Here is a 17,896-nt window from a genome sequence, read left to right on the forward strand (position 1 = left end):
GGGTGCAGGGATGCTTTGGAGAATGGTACTGCAGTTCAATCCCCCTGTCATCCCAGCATATTTTTTATTGCGAGAAATATTATGGCTGCCTATTCCGCATGTAATACGATAGTTTTTAAAGCTTAGATAATGAAAGTTTATTTATTGATTATTCTTTGTATTTGTCGCTGCATTTCCATGGACAAAACAAGTCGGGATGTTAGACATGAAACAAGTAAATATAACAGAACGCCAATTCTTGTTGCGGTAGGTCATGATAGTACGCCTCGCTTTTTTGTTCTTAATGAGAATAGCCGATTTTATTTTTTTGAAGGCGTGTATAAAACCAGGCACTATTATCAAAAATTTTATGCGGGCACTTATCTTGAACATAAAGACACGCTGCATTTAATTTTTTACAAAGACCATAAACCGGAAGACATGAAGCCTTATATGATAAGGGATTCATCTGGCAAATACCTATCTATCCCTTCAAGTCAGAAGACTTAAAAGCTTATTCGGAGATATCACAAGCAAAGTAATGATAAGGGAAGCAATGTCGGGTCCTTAAGAAAAAAGCCCCCTTTCTACGCAAAGTGTCTGACTGTTATAATTTTGACTGTAGTGATCTACGTAAAAAGATGGATGCAGAAGCACGAATTATGGAGCAGCCTGTGCCAATTTCAAATCTCATTACAAAATATTGTATATTGTAACAAGCTTCGCCCTTACCAACGCGTTGCAATTTCTACATGAATACTTTTGCCGACCAATCTCAGAAAAACCATTCCCGTGAAGCGGATCACCTTTCCGCGGCACTTTCTGCAAACAGTGAAAGTCTGGGTTTTACAGATAACAGGCCGGAAGCCGTTGCTCAAAGGCAATTGCAGGAAATGGCCAACAATAGTCCGTCGGTAAAAAAAGTTGCAGGTTTGCAGGCTATGGCTGATCAATTTGCGGCCAGCAAAACCATCCAGAAAAAAAGCAACAAAACAGGACTGCCTGATGATCTGAAAAACGGCATAGAAAATTTATCCGGTTATTCAATGGATGATGTGCGCGTACACTATAACTCCACAAAACCCGCACAACTACAAGCACATGCATTTGCGCAAGGTTCTGATATTTATGTTGGAACCGGTAAGGAAATCTATTTGCCACATGAAGCATGGCATGTTGTTCAGCAAAAGCAGGGACGGGTAAATGCGACCATGCAAGTACATGGCATAGGTGTTAATGACGATGAAGGATTGGAGGCTGAAGCCGATGTGATGGGAGCAAATGCGGCAAGAACAATGCCTGCAAATGATGGTCATACAACTGCATCACAACAATCGGCTACCATTCAAAGGCAGGTTAAAACCGGCGGTGAATCGAACGTGATCCAGTTAAAGCTTGATAAAAAAGCTGCATTGATCATAAGGAAATATATAAGAGACACGCTTAATTCGCTGAGCAACCTAATTGATACAAAAGCGTTGCGACAAATGCCCGAATTATTATCAGGCATACTAAGACGTATTGCTGAGATTGAAACACAGGCTATCAATAACTATAATACGTTGCCTGAAGCTGCGGCATTTGTTGATCACCAGTTAACGGGCGGCTACTTAAGTGTTATGGGCAGGTTGGCTCCGGCAATTCAGCAAGCTCCTCCCGGCGACAAAGTATTTAAAAAGCATCAATGGGATTTCCTGGTACCGCCTTCTATGCATATACAGGCTTCCGGCATATTAGAAAATGCTATGCTGGATGCCGGTACTTCGCTCACTTATCTTTCCCGGCGGAACCAGGTAGATGAATGGATGCAAGACTCTGGCGTATCATTACAGATCTTTAAAAAAATGCATGAAAGCATTCAAAAGATCCTCTGGCTGGTGAATATAAGGCAATCACGAAAAAAAGAATTTACGATTACTGATGGCGAGGAATTGTTGAATTCGGTTGGCCGTTTATCCATGATGATCGCAGATATTGATTTTCTACCGTTTTGGGATACAAGACCGCTGCCAATGAACTGGACTACCAATACTTATCTGACAAGCAGAGAGAATGCAACGGGCCAGTACACTGATGAACAGATCGAGCAACTGAAACAAAATACTTTCGCGCTGCGTAAAAAATTGAACCCGGAAAATGCGGATGAACTTAATGCAAATAAAGAATTCAGGTATGAAGGTTCTGTTCCTGTTGGCCGGGGTCACCAAATGGCGTTGCATAGTGAGGGAGCCCTCCGGCTGGATTTTCATGAAGGAGACAGGATATTAGAAGAAGTTAGTCCCGGTGCGGAAAATGCTGATCTCAGTTACGAGAACATCGTTAAATACCTTCGGAAAATAGATGGCCCACTGTTGCGAAATCAATTAAGAAGAGTGTTTGCAGATATGAGTGCGGCCGACCCTTTCATTCGTGAACTGGCCATTTTGCTGGTGGGCATTGAAGGATCTCAAAATAATATGATGGCTTTGCACGGCCCAATGATCACAGATCTGGTTGGTGAAGGTGCAATAAACTGGCAGCAGGCACTATTTACCGGCGGGCGTACACCTTCGCTTGAACAAATGCCGCTGTTTGTGTATGCTTCAGATGCAACACAGAAGGGTACTGACAACAGTAAAAGCAAAGGACCAATGGTGAGGCAGTCAGAACTGATGTTAAGCGGCAAACCCAATGAAAAAGAATTGGAACAAGCCCGGAAAGCCAGTAAGGACAAAGCACTCAGACAAGAGGACACAGATGCCCGAAACACGGTTGTTAACGCTTCGGTTGCAGAATTAAAGAAAACTCAGGAAACAGCATTGAGTGAATTTATTGCCGGGCAAAAGCGGGAGAGTGCAGAGCAAGTCAGGATTTGGAAAGGAAAGCAGGAACAGTGGATGAGGGAGAATGTGCCTGCTGAACAAATTGAAGAGCAGTTGAAAAGAGCTCTGACTGAAAAAATGGATGCAGAGGACCTGAAAATAAAAAGGAAAATTGAACAGTTTCAAGCCGAACAGGAAAAAGCAAGGATCAGGTTGAGCAGTACCAAAACCAAAGAGTACAATCAATCTGCCGAAGCAGCGGAGATTAAGAAGCAATTAAAGATGCTTGACTTTAAACCATCAGACGAAATGTCCCAATCTGCCGGCTACGATACTTTTCTTGAGGTTTATATGCAGCAGCAATTCAATTTAATGAACATGTTTATTAATGCCTTCTTCCCTCAGGTGCATTATCTTGATTTTGGACAGGGTGCTAAAGGGTTGGCTAACTATGTGAATTTTGCGCAGCGCCTGATTGAATACTATATGCTTTACAGGTTTTACAAGGAAGGTGATGAAGCGAAAAGTGAACAGGCCCGTTTTCATATCAACCGCGAAAAGGTGGAGAAATTCCTTGATCTTAGAAAAAGCGCGAAAAAAGAAGAAAAACCGCAAGTGGAACACGATTCCAGTCCAAACCTGTCTTTGCAATGGTATCTCGCAAGCCTGGCCGGTTCTGAATTTCTAATAAACAATTGCCTTATTTATGCCATTGCCAGGGCGATGGGTATAGAGCCTACACGCAATGACATTTATACGCTTCGCATTAAACTGAAGAAGATGGCCGGAGAGAACCTTGGCAGCATGCTGGATTTTCAGCAGCATACCGTTGGCATTATTATGGCTCATTTCGGACGTGAAGGCACTATACGGCTCTTTACCGGAGAAGGAGGAATGGCAACAAGTGAATTAACAATAGGGGTTAGTGATAACGTTTATGATATTTATTACGCAAATTGGCATTTCACACCATATAAAAAATAACAGGAAGCTTTAATTGCTAAAGGTTTTTTTGCAGTCTGCAGATCAAGTGTGCTATTCCCACCATATCGAAATTAGTTTTCGGCGTTCCTCATTCTTCAGTACGTTGACTGAAGGATTAAGCGTTATCCTGTTAATCTTGGTTTTTCTGCACCCGGGAAACCGCCTTAGACCGGATAAATGCGATCAGAATTTTTTTTACCTCACCTCTACAAAAACATTCAGCTTATTATAACCTGTTGCCGCCTCCCAGCAATTTTTGTTTGCCAATCGGATCGAATACGCCGGACGCTGGTGAAGCAACACATCCGAATCCGGTAGCCATAGCAGGAGTTCATATCGTCCCGGCATCATATCTACCGGTACCTTTAAATGCTCTTCAACCCGGGTAACGCCGGTAAACCATGTTCTGATATCAGACCTGCATTTTAAAGAATAAATTTTGTTGTTTGATGAATCCCGAAGGACGAAATAAACAGGCCGCAATTTAAAAGGCGATGCAAAGCCTTCGTTTTCCATCGTTAAATGGATATTGATATTGTCTCCCTTCCGCGCCACTTTAGGAAATATCCCATTTTTTAACACAAGACGGTAACCCAGCTTCTTGCGGATCGTGTTTATGCAACCCATCGAATCCCAATCGTTGTTTACATCGTTGTTGTAGGTTGTGTTGAGAAAACTATAATGCATTGCCTGCATTTCATCTATTGCGCGACCGGCGGGCGGACAATCATTTTGTGGACTGTACGCATCATCGCAGGTTTCGCCTCCTACCACTACATATTTACTATCCTGTTCAACATACCGGCGTAAAGCGTCATTGGCAGATTGCTTTGGCTGGCTACTGCTGCCATAATCGTTGTAAGTTCCATAGTCATCAGGACTTGCAAGAAAACAGTCGTTGTGAAAGCCGATCCTGGAAGCGGGAGCTCCGGAAAGCGCTATAGTTTTATCCATAGGAGCTGATTCTACGGGGGCTTCCGGACCATATAAAAATTTCTGCTTGATTTGCGGCGTTCTTACCTGAACCATCAGGCTTGGAGGCAAGCTGTTTAACAACGCTGTCAATACTTCTCTCCGGGCATTCCAGTCTTCATTCAACAATTTGCCGTTGCCATTATCTGATGCGTCCCCGAAATAGTCGGTATAATAATTCTCGCCCCAAATTCCGATAAAACCTTCCTGCACAAGCGCTATTATGGAAACATGCTTCGCAAATAATGGTCTTAATTGCCTGATATGATTGAGCACAAACTGCTTCGGCGCATCACCATAAGGCGGACAAATGCCTTCCTTATCCGGGCAGCTGCCTTTGTGTGTTTTATTCACGTAGCAAAAGCGGAGAATAACTTTTATGCCCGCATCTTTCACAGCCTGAAGATCCTTGTCAACCAACTGCAAAAAACTTTCACTCAGCAATTTGTCTTTAAAAGTGTCCAGTACGTATTCCCTCAACAGCAGTGTCGGATATATGGCGTAGGAGGCAGATCCATGCTTTGCAGGCCCGCGAAACTGATTTTTCAGTTCGGGACTTTCCAGGGGTTTAAAACTGCTGGCATATGTTTGCGATGGAAGATAGAAACCTCTTTCGGGATTTGCAAAGTCGGTTGAATCAATCGTATAAATCACCGTTGTATCCTGTGCAAATGCGGAAATGCCGGTTATATTCAGAAGTATCAATAAAACGAATGTGCCGTAGCGCTGCGCCATAAACAAGTTATTTCATTTAGCCAGTAAGTTACGGCTCTTTGCAAAGCTTTTCACCGATGCATGTATTATCGCTCTGCCTTTTTTACCGCATTTTGAGATCTGTCGCTTGAAGTGCCTTTTCTGCCTGGATCCCTTTTAACGATTCCCGTGTATTCCGAACTCAGCAAAACCGTCTATTCACCCGTGCTAATTGTCCTGTTGTCAAAGTAATTTTCTTAGCGGTAGTAGCACTTTTAGCTTTACGGTACAAATCATTTTTATGCAACCATTGCTATACAAAACAGCGCCTTCAACATTGAATGCCGGGGTAAATGAGAGACCGTCTTCAAGCCGGATCTTATATATTGATAATCTTCGTTGGGTAATGATCATGCTGGTTTTAAGCATGCATGCCGCAGTAACATACAGTCATCTCGGAAGCTGGTATTTTATGGAAGACACGCCGGTAGGTAAGCCAGAAACATTCATTTTTGCAACATACCAGGCCTGGCTTCAATCTTTCTTTATGGGATTTCTCTTCTTTATTGCAGGGTATTTTGTGCCTAAGGCATATGATACCAAAGGCGCCTTGAAATTTCTAAAGGACAGGGCTTTCAGACTGGGATTGCCATTGCTGTTCTTTGTGTTCGTTTTACAGCCAATTTCCATTTATTGTATTTATCTTTTTAACGGTCCGGGTGTTCCGGGTTTTGTCGACATATTCACACATTATATCACCGAAGGTCATTGGTTGGGAGGTACAGGACCTCTTTGGTTCTGTGAGGCGCTTCTTATATTTTGTTTGGCTTATGCTGCAGCCAGATCCATTAAACAAAAACTAACCGGATCAAAATCATCCGCAGGCAAGGTGAGCAAAATCCCAACTAAAACTGCGATATGGATTTTTACCGGATTGATAGCCGCATCAAGTTTTCTTGTCAGGATCCCATGGCCAAACGGCACAAATTTTTACAACCTGCAATTTTGTTATTTCTCTCAATACGTGTTCTTTTTTTGGGCAGGTACACAGGCATTCAGAAAAGATTGGTTAAGGAGATTTCCGTCACGCATGGGCCGTTACTGGGGCTGGGCTGCATTAACAGGAGGAATGATTTTATGGATAGCCAACATTGTGTGGGGTGGTGCATTGGACGGCGACCTAAAACCTTATACCGGGGGGATGCATTGGCAAAGCCTTGTAGAATGCTGTCGCGAGCAACTGGTTGGCGTCGGCTTATCCATATTCTTTTTGATCTGGTTCAGGGAGAAGTACAACAAGCAGGGAGAAATGGCTAAATTCTTTTCCGTGAATGCCTTTGCCGTTTATGTGTTTCATACACCGGTACTTATTGCACTCAGCAAAATAATGATTGTGCTTCATTGGCCTTTGTTGCTGAAATTTGTGTTGCTTACTATTCTAAGTATTATCATTACTTATGTTTTAAGCGCGGTGGTTTTTAGAAAAATTCCACTGCTGAAAAATATCCTTTAAATTGTTAGATCAATGTCGTTTACTAAGGCATACACCGTCAGATTTAGGAGATGACTCCTGTCGCGCCAATTGCGGAGTTTGGAATAGCAACGGGTTTTCCCGTAGGGAATTAAGCTCAATAGAAGTGATCGAATCAAGGACCTCATAGCCCGTTAGGGCTTTAACCAAATAAAAAGGGTTAATGTCCTACGGACAATAGGAACGCTCTATGTTAGGGATTCTATTGAACTTTAAGCCCTATGGGCTACCACCAAAAAAAGCCTGTCATTCTGCTTTTTGATTGTGGCAAACCAAATTATCCAGTAGGCATGACGATCCTGGCTTATTGGAAAGAGTGAATGCAGCTAGGCCGACGACGAGTGAATAATAAAGGAATCTGAGCCTGCGTTGTCAGTTCCTGGGAGTTAGGGTGCCACAGTAAAATATAATGACAGATCGGTTGATAATGGAGCAGGTTAATTTAGTTTCATTGCCGTCGTGCTTTAGCCGACGGATAATGATTGATCTTCTAATCCTGGGCTTTAGCCCCTAAAAACTGTTTGTGGCTAAAGCCATATTGAATGGTGTTGCATTTTACCGTTCGCTAAAGCGGAACGGCAATGAAAAAGAACACCATTATAATCAAATCTGTCATTGGTACGATAGGAGAGTCTCCCGAATTTAGATCTGATTGTAATTGTGTGTATTTGAGAGTGATAACTATTAATAAACGACATCGAATTGTTATAAATAAAAATCAACCTGTGCGTCACCGATTTTTAAAATACATTTTTCCGCCTTTATATGGCCTGGTTATTTATTTCACCATCCGTCTTTTATTGGATTCTGTTACGGGTATGAAATTCTGGGAGCGGAAAAGATGGGGGCAGACTTCAACTGAGCTGGTGTACTGCATCCTCATCAGCTATATTTTTATGTGGGTTTACCAGAAGCTGTTCCGGTGGTTTGACAAACGCTGGTCATCAGAATTCAGCTATCGTCGCCTGGGTTATGAATTGATTTGGCTGCTGGTGGTTTCCCTGCTGATGCAAAATGTTTTCCTCACGACATTTACTGCCGTGACAGACGATGGTGCGCAATGGTATGATGTAGTGGATATAAATGTTGTTCCTACATTGTATATTCTGATCTACTATGGCATTATGCGAAGCCGCACATATCTAAACGCCTACATTGCAGGAAAGATCCAGCTGGAGAAAATTACCAATGATCAGTTACAAACAGAGTTGAAGTTTTTGAAAGCACAATATCATCCGCATTTTCTGTTTAATGCGTTAAATACGATCTATTTTCAGATGGATGATAATATAGGTGAAGCAAAAAAGAGCATTGAGAAATTCTCAGAGCTGTTGCGCTATCAGCTATATGATCAGCAACAAACCGTTGCCGTTAGCCAGGAGATCCACTACCTGAAGAATTTTATTGAATTGCAGGAAGTGCGCTCATCTGACAAACTGCAGCTTACTGTTGATTTTGACGGTAAATTGAACGGGCAGCAAGTCTACCCGCTGTTGATGTTGCCGCTGGTTGAAAATGCCTTTAAATATGTAGGGGGAGCATACTGGATAAATATTAAAGCAGTAATGAATGATAGCGGGTTTATCTTCAGTGTTGAGAACGCGGTGCCTGAACAAAGCCAATTGCCCGTTCAAAGGACTGGCGGTATTGGATTGGAAAATCTGAGAAGAAGACTTGAATTACTGTATCCGGGCAAGCATAAGCTGGATGTGGGAAAGAAAGATAATGTTTTCAAGGCCAGTTTGCAGATCGAGGAGCTAACGTAGTTAAAAATAAAGTTTATGAGTGAGGTGATTAAATGCATAATAACTGATGATGAACCTTTTGCACGAAAAGGATTGCAGGGATATATTGAGAAGATTGATTTCATGCAGCTTGTTGGTGTGTGTGAGAACGCGGTTGAATTAAACTCACTGCTCAAGAAAGAAAAGGTGGATCTTTTGTTTCTTGATATCGAGATGCCATACGTAACAGGCATTGAGTTTCTGAAAAGTATTGCAAATCCGCCCAAAGTAATATTTACAACTGCCTACGAAAAATATGCCGTGCAGGGGTTTGACCTGGAAGTGCTGGATTATCTGCTTAAACCAATATCTTTTGAACGGTTTATGAAGGCGGCCAATAAAGCCTTCGATTATTTTAATAATCAACACACCAATGCAGCACAGCGGGAGTATATTTTTGTTAAGGCAGATAACAAGCTGGAGAAAATTCATTTTGCAGATATTCTTTTTGTTGAAGCATTGGAAAACTACGTAGCTATTTATACCAGCGAGAGAAAAATCATTTCTCATCTTACACTTAAAATGCTCCAGGAAACATTACCGGCGACTGCTTTTATTCAACCACATAAATCATATATGGTAGCTGTTGATAAGATCAATTCAATTGAAGGAAATATGCTTAATGTGCAACAACATAAAGTGCCGATAAGTAAATACCAAAAGGAAGAAGTGATGGAGAAGATTGTTAATAGCAAATTGCTTAAACGATAGCCCATGTATCTGTCCTGCACTTTCAAAGTGTAGGACAGATACATTAGGCCCCTCAAAGTGTAGGACAGATCATGCGGTTAATTTAGTCATACCTGGTTATTCGTAATTACCGCCCAGCATGCAATTGCACTGCAAACAGTTGTCCAGTAACCATATTGTTCATAGATCTGTGCTGCTTTGCGAGCCTGATCTTTTAACGGTATATTGTCTTTAATTTCCGGATCGGAAGCATTCCGGATACATAGCCACTGGGGAGCGTTGTTGCCCTGCTCCTTACAGACCAATGCAAGTACAGCATCGCCCATTTCAACTGCCGATCCGAGGTTTTGAAGCTTGTATGTGTCTTCTATATCATCAAAAGCAAAGAAATCTGTTGTAACAATACCGGCGGCTTTATTAACAGGATGCTTATCATTATAAAACCTTGGTTTGGGCGAATCTACAGGTAATGATCCCGCATTCGCTGCCAGTAATTTTTTGATCGTGGCATTATTGCCCGGTACTTTTATGCCATTTTTAGCAGCAATGAAAACCTCATCATGAAATGGCTGATTTTTAAAAGTTCGCGTGCAGTCAAAACGCACCTTTTGGGAGATGACAACATCTCCAAGATTTACATTCGCGCCAATGCCCCCTGCAGTCCCTGTTGTGATGACCATTTGAGGAGCGCTTTCAGATATGACTTGTTGCCATAATTGTTTTACAGGTAGCTTAATACCATCGGTGCTCATGTGTAGTTCAGATTTAAAACAAAGCACTTTTTTGTTCCCGATTTTAGTCATGAAATAACTGCCCAGGCGTTTGCTTTGCAGCGCAGGGGATTTGTGAGTAAGCGTTGTCTTTATTGTGTCATAACCTTTGGTGTATGAATACCAGGATGTTTTACTATTAAACCCGGGCGTTAATACATCAGAAAGTGCTTTTGCTTCTTCAACGGTCCACGTAACCACAAGTACATCACATCTGGGAAGGGCATCGCTACTACGCTGACCGGAAATAGGTTGTGGTTGAGGCTTTTTAGCCGCGGGCCAGGGAATTTGGTTAAGCGTGCGCCTGGGCGCCCTGATGGAAAATGCTTCATGTGTAGCAAAATTATCAGCATCGAATGTGATAATGTGCCTGCTTAGATCTTCGATTTTCATAAAGTGAATTTTTAGGATTTGTTATTTAAAAAGGGTATAACTTATTTCATCCTACGGCGAGTATTAGCTGTCGAAAGCGCTTGATAATTATTCATTCAAATCACCAGGAAAAAGCCGGCGTGATGCTTATAACAAGGTCGGACTGTTTTCCTCAAACCATATGTTGCTGATTAAAACCAGTCTGTCAATCGTGAGAAGCATTTTCTACAGGCTTTTTGCCGGATTTCGCATTTAAAGTAAACGTAAATCATTGCAGGCAGGGCGGTTGAGAAAGTTTGCGATTTAGGTTTACGGTTTAGCATTATTGTTAATGCCGGTCACTTTTCATCTGTTGATAAAAATATTCTGGTTTTTACATTTTGTCAATGTGTAAAACCACAGTTTCGCTTTTCTTTTACTCGACCACTTAGGCTTGCGCTGAATTTTAAATAACTATATGTCCTGTTTTTCTCCTATCTTTTAAATAAAAAACACCAACTATGCCACACATTGACTTGCCCGCGGGCTATCCGGGCATTCGCAGTTTATTTATGTACAGCCCCGTAACAGCGTTGCCGCTCAATAACCTGGTTCAAACACTTTTGCACGATAAGGAAACATCTACTTTAACACCCGGAGAAAGAGAGCTCATCGCAACTTACACATCTTCTTTAAACAATTGTAAATACTGTGCTTCCACACATGGCGCGATTGCCAAATATCAGTTAGATGGAAATGAAGAATTGGTGAGAAATGTTGTTGCAGATTTTGAACATTCAGATCTTTCACCCAAAATGAAGGCACTACTTAAAATTGCTGCCAAAGTACAGCGTGATGGAAAAGATGTCACTGCACATGATATTAGTTTTGCCAAAGAGCAAGGTGCAACTGAAAAAGAAATACACGATACAGTGCTGATAACAGCCGCATTTTGCATGTTCAACAGATACGTTGATGGCCTTGCCACATGGGCCCCCAATGATGAAGCGGTCTATGATGCAATTGGAAAACAAAGGGCGACCGAAGGTTATATGACGAAACCGTTTGTGGTAAGTGAGAGCAAGTAGCGGCTTGTGTTGAAGGAAAAAATTTGTCCTACACTTTCAAAGTGTAGGACAAATTTTTTCCTTCATTCTATTTAACAATCATCAATTGTTTGCTGGTTGTCTTGTTATTCTGGTCGATCAATACAATGTAGTACACACCAGGGGCGTACGCAGCGGTATTTATATTCGTCTTCATTTCACCTTTTACGGTCTGCACTTTCTTATACAGCAAAAGTTTGCCATTCGCATCTCTCAATTCCATGGCACTATACTTATTGTTAGTGCCGTTGAAAACAACAGTTGTTTTGCTGTTTGCAGGATTAGGATAAATAACAACTGATTCAGTTTCATTGGTAAATTCTTTGCTTATTTCTTTTTGAGCTATGCGTGTGTTAGTAGATGTAACGCGAACAGTTTTGGTGATTACCGGAGAAACACCGCATGCATTACTTGCTCCTGCGGAAATTTTGGCTGTGGTGCTGCTCCAGTTAACAGTGACTGAATCGGTTCCATTGCCTGAAACAAATGAGGTGCCTGATGGTATCTGCCATTTATAGCTTCGCGCGCCGGCTACCTCCGGAACACTAAATATTATGTTTGATTGAAAAGGTGAGACTTCATCCGGACCATTAATTGTTACTGGCGCCAGCGGCCTGGATTCATCAACGGTCATTTGTAAAGACGCAGCCCGGGGAAGCGTTACGCAATGTCGGGCCCTTACTATTAAACAACGAATTACATCACCATTTTTCAAATTGCTATCAACGTACGTATCAGTAGTATCTCCCACAACGATGTTATTTTTTTGCCATTGGTATGCCTGTTTAACATCAACATAATTAACTATTGCTTTAAAAGTAACGGAAGCGCCTTTGCATATCAATGTGCCCTTGCTTGATTCAATACGCAACTTGAGTGTTTGCGAAAGATCCATTTTGAATTTTATTGTGTTGCTTCTCCATACTCTATCAGTGGGCAAGTTTCGGAAAGATATAACGCACCAAACAGAATCTCCATTCTTTACATTTTGAGAAGCGTAAAAATTGTGATTGCCAAAATCAACATTGCCGTTCCTGTACCATGTATATATAATGTTGTTGTAAGCATTGGTTACGGTTACTCCTGCGTGCACAGTGATGCCTGTACACACCAGCCCGGTATCTTGAGTTTCTATTTTGACTGTAGTGTCAGTCAGGTATTTGAATACGGGCTTTGTTGCCGTTCCCATTGTTGTGGTCACCCGCACATCGCCTGTACTTCCTTGCGCCACCACTGCGGAAATCTTATTGTTAGATGCAATTTTGAATGATTGAACCGCAGTACCACCAAGCGATACATTGGTTGTGCCGTTAAAATTATTTCCCTGGATTGTTACGGTATCGCCCGGCAGTGCGGCCGCGGGAGAGAACGATTCAATAGAAGGAATGCCTCTTGCTGTATCCGTTTGGTTTCTTAGCACGGTTATAAAAGACAAATAGGTAGTTGCCGAAAAAGCTAAATCCTGTCGGCCATCGCCGTCAAAATCGCCATACTCCATACCGCGACTTTTTATATTAGGAAAGCTTACCGGTGTTGCAAATGACAAACGTCCGGCTGTGCTGGTGTTCTTTACAATTTCATAGTTTTTTGAGACGATATCATAACCGGTGATATCCAGTTTTCCATCGCCATCGATATCTACAAACCGCGTATTCTCTACAAAAAAACCGAGGGGAACGGTAAGGGGTTTACCAAAACTTGGAGTGCCGAACGTACTCGCATTTAATAGAAAATACCAACTGTCTTGTTGATTAGACATAATGATATCAGGCTTACCATCTTTATTAACATCTGCTACGCCATAAAATAATCCCAAAGTACTCACGTAAACACCTACCGGGTTGCCAAATGACACAACTCCGTTCTTGCTGGTATTGATTCTGATGACCATTGAATCACCTTCCGGGTATAACATGTCCACCTTTTGATCTCCATTAAAGTCAACAAATGAGTAAAGTGCAGCAGCATGAAAGGGTAAAGCCATTGGTTGCGAAAAAGAAACCTCATCGCCTGAACTTGTGTTTAAAACGTAAAAAATTGAATCCTGATGAACAAACTGATCTTGGAAGTAAATATCTGCTTTACCATCGGCGTTAAGATCTACGGCGTTCGCGGAAAAGATGTAGAAGTCGTCGCGTTTGTTCAGATTCATTAATATTGTTTTATTAAAGCTAATAGCTCCATTTAAACTTGTATTTAAACGAATATCGAATTGGCCCTCATTAAAAAAAAACATATCTTTTTTCCCATCTCCATTAAAATCAGCGAGAAGAGGCTGATTGGTGGTATACGAAATCGGGATGGCCGCCGTCACCGGCTTAGTAAAGCTGATGTTGCCCCGAGTGCTGGTGTTTCTATAGGCAGCATAAAAAGGATCATAAAAGTAAGCCATTGCAAGCATGTCCGGTTTGCCATCTCCGTCAAGATCTTCAATTGCAAGGCCGTCGTGTACAGTCGTCCTGGGGTTCATATAAAAATTTTGTGGCGTAGCAAATGTGCCTGGTGAAAAAATATTTCCTGTTTTATACGTTGTAATGTAAGCCACGGAAGAAAAACCGGTAAGGTGATTAACCGTTACGCTAATGGGTTTAGTAGTTATACCTCGCGGCACCTGAACCGTGAGTTTATTCGCCGATGCTGCTATTACATAGGCGCGTGTGCCTCCTATAAGTACAATATTTTCAGCAGCCATTGAACTAAAGCCACTGCCATTGATGGTAACTGTGCTTCCGGGCAAGCCACTCAACGGCGAAAATGAAGTGATGACTGGTTGCGCAAAAAGCTGCTGGCATAGTAGGCAGACTATTAACAAAGCAGTTGATTTAATCAGCCTCGTTTTCTTAAAAAAAAATTGTTTGTAAAAGCAATTCAGGAGTTTTGCAGCTGGGGTATCTGTTAAGTAAACCTCTTTCATAACGTATAGCTTTCAATAAAGAATTGGGTTACTAGTGACTATTTGGAATTGCAGCAAAGTCTAATGAAATAAACTTGTCCAACATTTTTAAGCGCGGGACAAGTCTATTTTGCATTTCATCTATTTAGCAATCATCAATCGCCTTGTGGTTGATTTGTTGTTTTGATCTATTAATACCACATAGTAAATGCCAGGCGCATATATTGCTGTATTTATTTCTGTTCGCATTTCTCCTTTTACAGTCTGCACTTTCTTATACAGCAAAAGTTTGCCAGTAGCATCTCTCAATTCCATGGCACTATACTTATTGTTCGTGCCGTTGAAAACAACAGTTGTTTTGCCATTTGCAGGATTAGGATATATAACAACTGACTCAGTTTCGTTGGTAACTTCTTTGCTTGTTTCTTTTTGGGCTATGCGTGAACTGGTGGAGGAAACACGGACAGTTTTCGAAACTACAGTTGAAACGCCGCAGGCATTACTTGCACCTACGGATATTTTAGCCGTTATACTACTCCAGTTAATCTAATGGAATTAGTGCCAATACCTGAAACAAATGAAGCGCCTGAAGGGATTTGCCACTTGTAGCTTCTGACCTCCGGAACCTGAGCAACACTAAAGATAACGTTTGACTGAGAAGGCGATACTTCATCCGGACCAATGATCGATACGGGCGTATGTGGTCTTGATTCATCAACCGTCATTTGCAAAGAAGCTGTTGCCGGAAGTACGGTGCATTGTTGTGCCTTAACTATCGAACAACGAATGACATCGCCATTTTGCAAATTACTGTCAACATAAGTATCTGAAGTATCACCAACAATTATTTCGTTTTTTGCCCATTGATATACCGGTTTAAAATCTCCATTATTCACAATAGCTTTAAATATAACCGGTGTGCCTTTGCATATTAATGTGCCTTTGCTTGACCGAATGTGTAATTTGGGTGTTTGTGAAAGATTAACATCGAATTTTAGTACTTCGCTCTTTAACACTTTATCAAGCAGGCCTGCGAAAGATACAAGGCAATAAAGAGAATCACCATCCTGTATAGAATGTGATGTGTAAATTTGATTGGAAGCAGGTTCAAGTTTTTCGTTCCTGTACCATCGGTAGGTTATCCCACTGTATGCGTTGGTTACCACTGCTTTAACCCGTACAACTTTACCCGAACACACTACACCCGTAACTGTGCTTAACAGCTTGATGGTAGTATCTGTGATCAATGTAAATGTAGGTTTAATTACCCATCCCACCCTGTTTAGAAGCTCCAGATCTCCAGTACTTCCCCTGCCGACAACGGCGGTAATCCTGTTGTTGGAAACAACTTTGAAAGATTCCACTGCTGTACCTCCCAGCCTTATGATGGTTGTGCCGTTGAAATTGTCGCCTTCAATTGTTATTGTGTCAGATGGCATTGCCGCTGTTGGATAAAATGATGTTATAGACGGCCGTCCTCTTGCTGTATCCATCTGGTTTCTTAAAACAGATACAAAAGACAAATAATCTTTTACTGCAAACGCCATATCCTGTCTGCCGTCTCCATCAAAATCGGCATACTCAATGCCTCCGCTTCTTATAAAAGGAAAACGTACCGGTGGAACAAACGACATGCGTGTGGCAGTACTGCTATTCCGCACGATGTCATAATTGCGAGACGCACCTTCATAGCCGGCAATATCTAGTTGACCGTTTCCATCTATGTCAACCAGGCGAGCATCTTTCGCATTAATTCCGATAGGAAATGACACGGGTGCGGCAAAGCTGATATTACCAGAGGTACTGGTATTTAGTAAAAAACGCAAGCTGTCATTTTTGTTGGATAAGGCACTAACAGCAATGTCTGGTTTGCCATCTTTGTTGATGTCTGCAACAGCCAGAAATGTTCCAGAGCTTGTTGGGAAAATATTTTCAGGTTCGTCAAATGATGTAATCCCATTATGACTAGTATTGATGCGCACGGCCATTGCATCTTGCATAGTATATAAAATATCTGCTTTTTGATCTCCATTCAAATCAATAAAAAAAGGGTGGTAAGAAACCTGAAGCGGTAAAACTATTGGGTTGGCAAAGGAAATCTCATTTCCGGAACTTGTATTTTGACTGAATATCAATGAATCAGTATTTGGATAGGATCTAAATCCGTACAGGTCAGGTTTGCCATCAGCATTAAGATCAGTGGCACCTACCGCATAAATTTGGGAATTAAAATCAAGCGGTATCAACAATTCATCGTTAAAACTGATAGATCCGTTTGAGCTGGTATTGAGTAGAATGGCGAAGTGATCATCAGCCCACACAATAATATCCTTTTTGCCATCGCCGTTAAGATCGGTGAGAGGCATTAAATTTCTATTGTATGAAAAAGGTATATCTGAAATTGTTGGCACTGAAAAGCTAATATTTCCCGGAGTGCTTGTGTTGCGGTAGGCCGCATAAAAATCGTCGAAGGTTGAAAATCGTCCTATGGCAAAAATATCGGGTTTGCCATCTCCGTCAAGATCGTCAATAGAAAAAATTTCTTCCGCATTTGCCCTTGTGTTCATGTAAAAATTTTTAGGCGTTTCAAAAGTGCCCGGCATTATTACCCCTGCTGTTTTGCTAGTTGTTATGTATGAAGTGGCAGAGAAGCCGATGAGGTTATTAACCATTACGCTGATAGGTTTATTGGTTATGCCTCGCGGCACCTGAACCGTCAGCTTGTCTGCGGAAGCGGTTTTTACATAAGCGCGGGTACCTCCTATAAATACAATGTTTTCAGAAGGTGTTGAACTAAAGCCGCGTCCATAAATCGTAACAGTGCTTCCAGGTAAACCACTTAATGGAGCGAAGGAAGTAATAACAGGCTGAGCATAAACCTGCTGGCATATTAAGCCGGTTAGCAGCAGCGCAGCATATTTAACCAACTTTGTTTTAAAAGAAAGAAACTGCTGGTAAAAACAATTGAACAGTTTTCCAGTATGGGCATTTATGAAGTGGGCGTCTTTCATAATGTATAGTTTACAGGTTGAGAATAACATCTAAAACAATTGCGGATGTTGGATAGCAAGTGAATTGTATTGCACATACGTCATTTTGTATGGCAATGCCTGAAAAAAGTAATAACCGGGTGCAAATAGGAATGGGATAGTATGAGTTATGCTAGTGAAAAGGCTCTGGATTGTTGTGTGTATCTTCCGGTGCAGGTAACATTTCCAAAGTAAATTTATGTAAGCCTGAAACAATTATCAATATGGATTATTAAACGGCGCTTCGAAAAGATTGTGCAAGAATAATAAGTTGCTATTGCTGGACGGCCGGATAACAGTTAACTTCAACATA

The 17,896-nt window shown here is 41.5% G+C and carries 11 protein-coding genes; 6 read left to right on the forward strand and 5 right to left on the reverse strand.

Features of this window, described 5'->3' with window-relative positions:
- Window positions 1–731: 731 nt before the first annotated feature.
- Window positions 732–3,764, forward strand: coding sequence for an eCIS core domain-containing protein (locus QTN47_RS22745; RefSeq protein WP_369331737.1), 3,033 nt, complete (start codon window positions 732–734; stop codon window positions 3,762–3,764).
- A 195-nt stretch (window positions 3,765–3,959) separates the two neighbouring features.
- Here the strand turns inward: QTN47_RS22745 and QTN47_RS22750 are convergent, their stop codons facing one another.
- Window positions 3,960–5,471, reverse strand: a complete 1,512-nt coding sequence (locus QTN47_RS22750; protein ID WP_369331738.1) for a DUF4832 domain-containing protein — start codon at window positions 5,469–5,471, stop codon at window positions 3,960–3,962.
- A gap of 259 nt (window positions 5,472–5,730) precedes the next feature.
- Here QTN47_RS22750 and QTN47_RS22755 point away from each other — a divergent pair, with 259 nt between their 5' ends.
- The 3 genes from QTN47_RS22755 to QTN47_RS22765 all read left to right on the forward strand — a co-directional run bounded on the left by QTN47_RS22755 (window position 5,731) and on the right by QTN47_RS22765 (window position 9,455).
- Window positions 5,731–6,942: an acyltransferase family protein gene (locus QTN47_RS22755; protein ID WP_369331739.1), complete on the forward strand. Its 1,212-nt coding sequence runs from the start codon at window positions 5,731–5,733 to the stop codon at window positions 6,940–6,942.
- Between the two features lie 743 nt (window positions 6,943–7,685).
- Complete coding sequence (locus QTN47_RS22760; RefSeq protein ID WP_369331740.1) at window positions 7,686–8,726, forward strand: sensor histidine kinase; 1,041 nt, start codon at window positions 7,686–7,688, stop codon at window positions 8,724–8,726.
- A gap of 15 nt (window positions 8,727–8,741) precedes the next feature.
- Window positions 8,742–9,455: a LytR/AlgR family response regulator transcription factor gene (locus tag QTN47_RS22765; RefSeq protein WP_369331741.1), complete on the forward strand. Its 714-nt coding sequence runs from the start codon at window positions 8,742–8,744 to the stop codon at window positions 9,453–9,455.
- 86 nt (window positions 9,456–9,541) lie between these two features.
- On the opposite strand, the gene QTN47_RS22770 is transcribed toward QTN47_RS22765, so the two are convergent.
- The gene (locus tag QTN47_RS22770; RefSeq protein ID WP_369331742.1) at window positions 9,542–10,597 is read right to left on the reverse strand and encodes a phosphorylase family protein; all 1,056 of its coding nucleotides are present in this window, start codon (window positions 10,595–10,597) and stop codon (window positions 9,542–9,544) included.
- A 479-nt stretch (window positions 10,598–11,076) separates the two neighbouring features.
- Between QTN47_RS22770 and QTN47_RS22775 the strand changes: the two genes are divergently transcribed.
- Window positions 11,077–11,643 carry a carboxymuconolactone decarboxylase family protein gene (locus tag QTN47_RS22775; RefSeq protein ID WP_369331743.1) on the forward strand — a complete coding sequence of 189 codons (567 nt, stop codon included), beginning with the start codon at window positions 11,077–11,079 and terminating at the stop codon, window positions 11,641–11,643.
- Between the two features lie 67 nt (window positions 11,644–11,710).
- Here the strand turns inward: QTN47_RS22775 and QTN47_RS22780 are convergent, their stop codons facing one another.
- Together QTN47_RS22780 and QTN47_RS22785 are read right to left on the reverse strand one after the other, a co-directional pair.
- Window positions 11,711–14,473: an FG-GAP-like repeat-containing protein gene (locus QTN47_RS22780; RefSeq protein WP_369331744.1), complete on the reverse strand. Its 2,763-nt coding sequence runs from the start codon at window positions 14,471–14,473 to the stop codon at window positions 11,711–11,713.
- A gap of 222 nt (window positions 14,474–14,695) precedes the next feature.
- Window positions 14,696–14,938, reverse strand: coding sequence for a T9SS type A sorting domain-containing protein (locus QTN47_RS22785; RefSeq protein ID WP_369331917.1), 243 nt, complete (start codon window positions 14,936–14,938; stop codon window positions 14,696–14,698).
- On the opposite strand from QTN47_RS22785, the gene QTN47_RS22790 reads away from it, so the two are divergent.
- Window positions 14,868–15,104 (forward strand): hypothetical protein, encoded by a 237-nt coding sequence (locus QTN47_RS22790; RefSeq protein ID WP_369331745.1) that lies wholly within the window; start codon window positions 14,868–14,870, stop codon window positions 15,102–15,104. The genes QTN47_RS22785 and QTN47_RS22790 overlap by 71 nt on opposite strands.
- Here QTN47_RS22790 and QTN47_RS22795 read toward each other — a convergent pair.
- The gene (locus tag QTN47_RS22795) at window positions 15,082–17,565 is read right to left on the reverse strand and encodes an FG-GAP-like repeat-containing protein (RefSeq protein WP_369331746.1); all 2,484 of its coding nucleotides are present in this window, start codon (window positions 17,563–17,565) and stop codon (window positions 15,082–15,084) included. The two genes, QTN47_RS22790 and QTN47_RS22795, sit on opposite strands and share 23 nt — an antisense overlap.
- Window positions 17,566–17,896: the final 331 nt, after the last annotated feature.

It is taken from the genome of Danxiaibacter flavus (assembly GCF_041060425.1).
GTDB lineage: Bacteria > Bacteroidota > Bacteroidia > Chitinophagales > Chitinophagaceae > Danxiaibacter > Danxiaibacter flavus.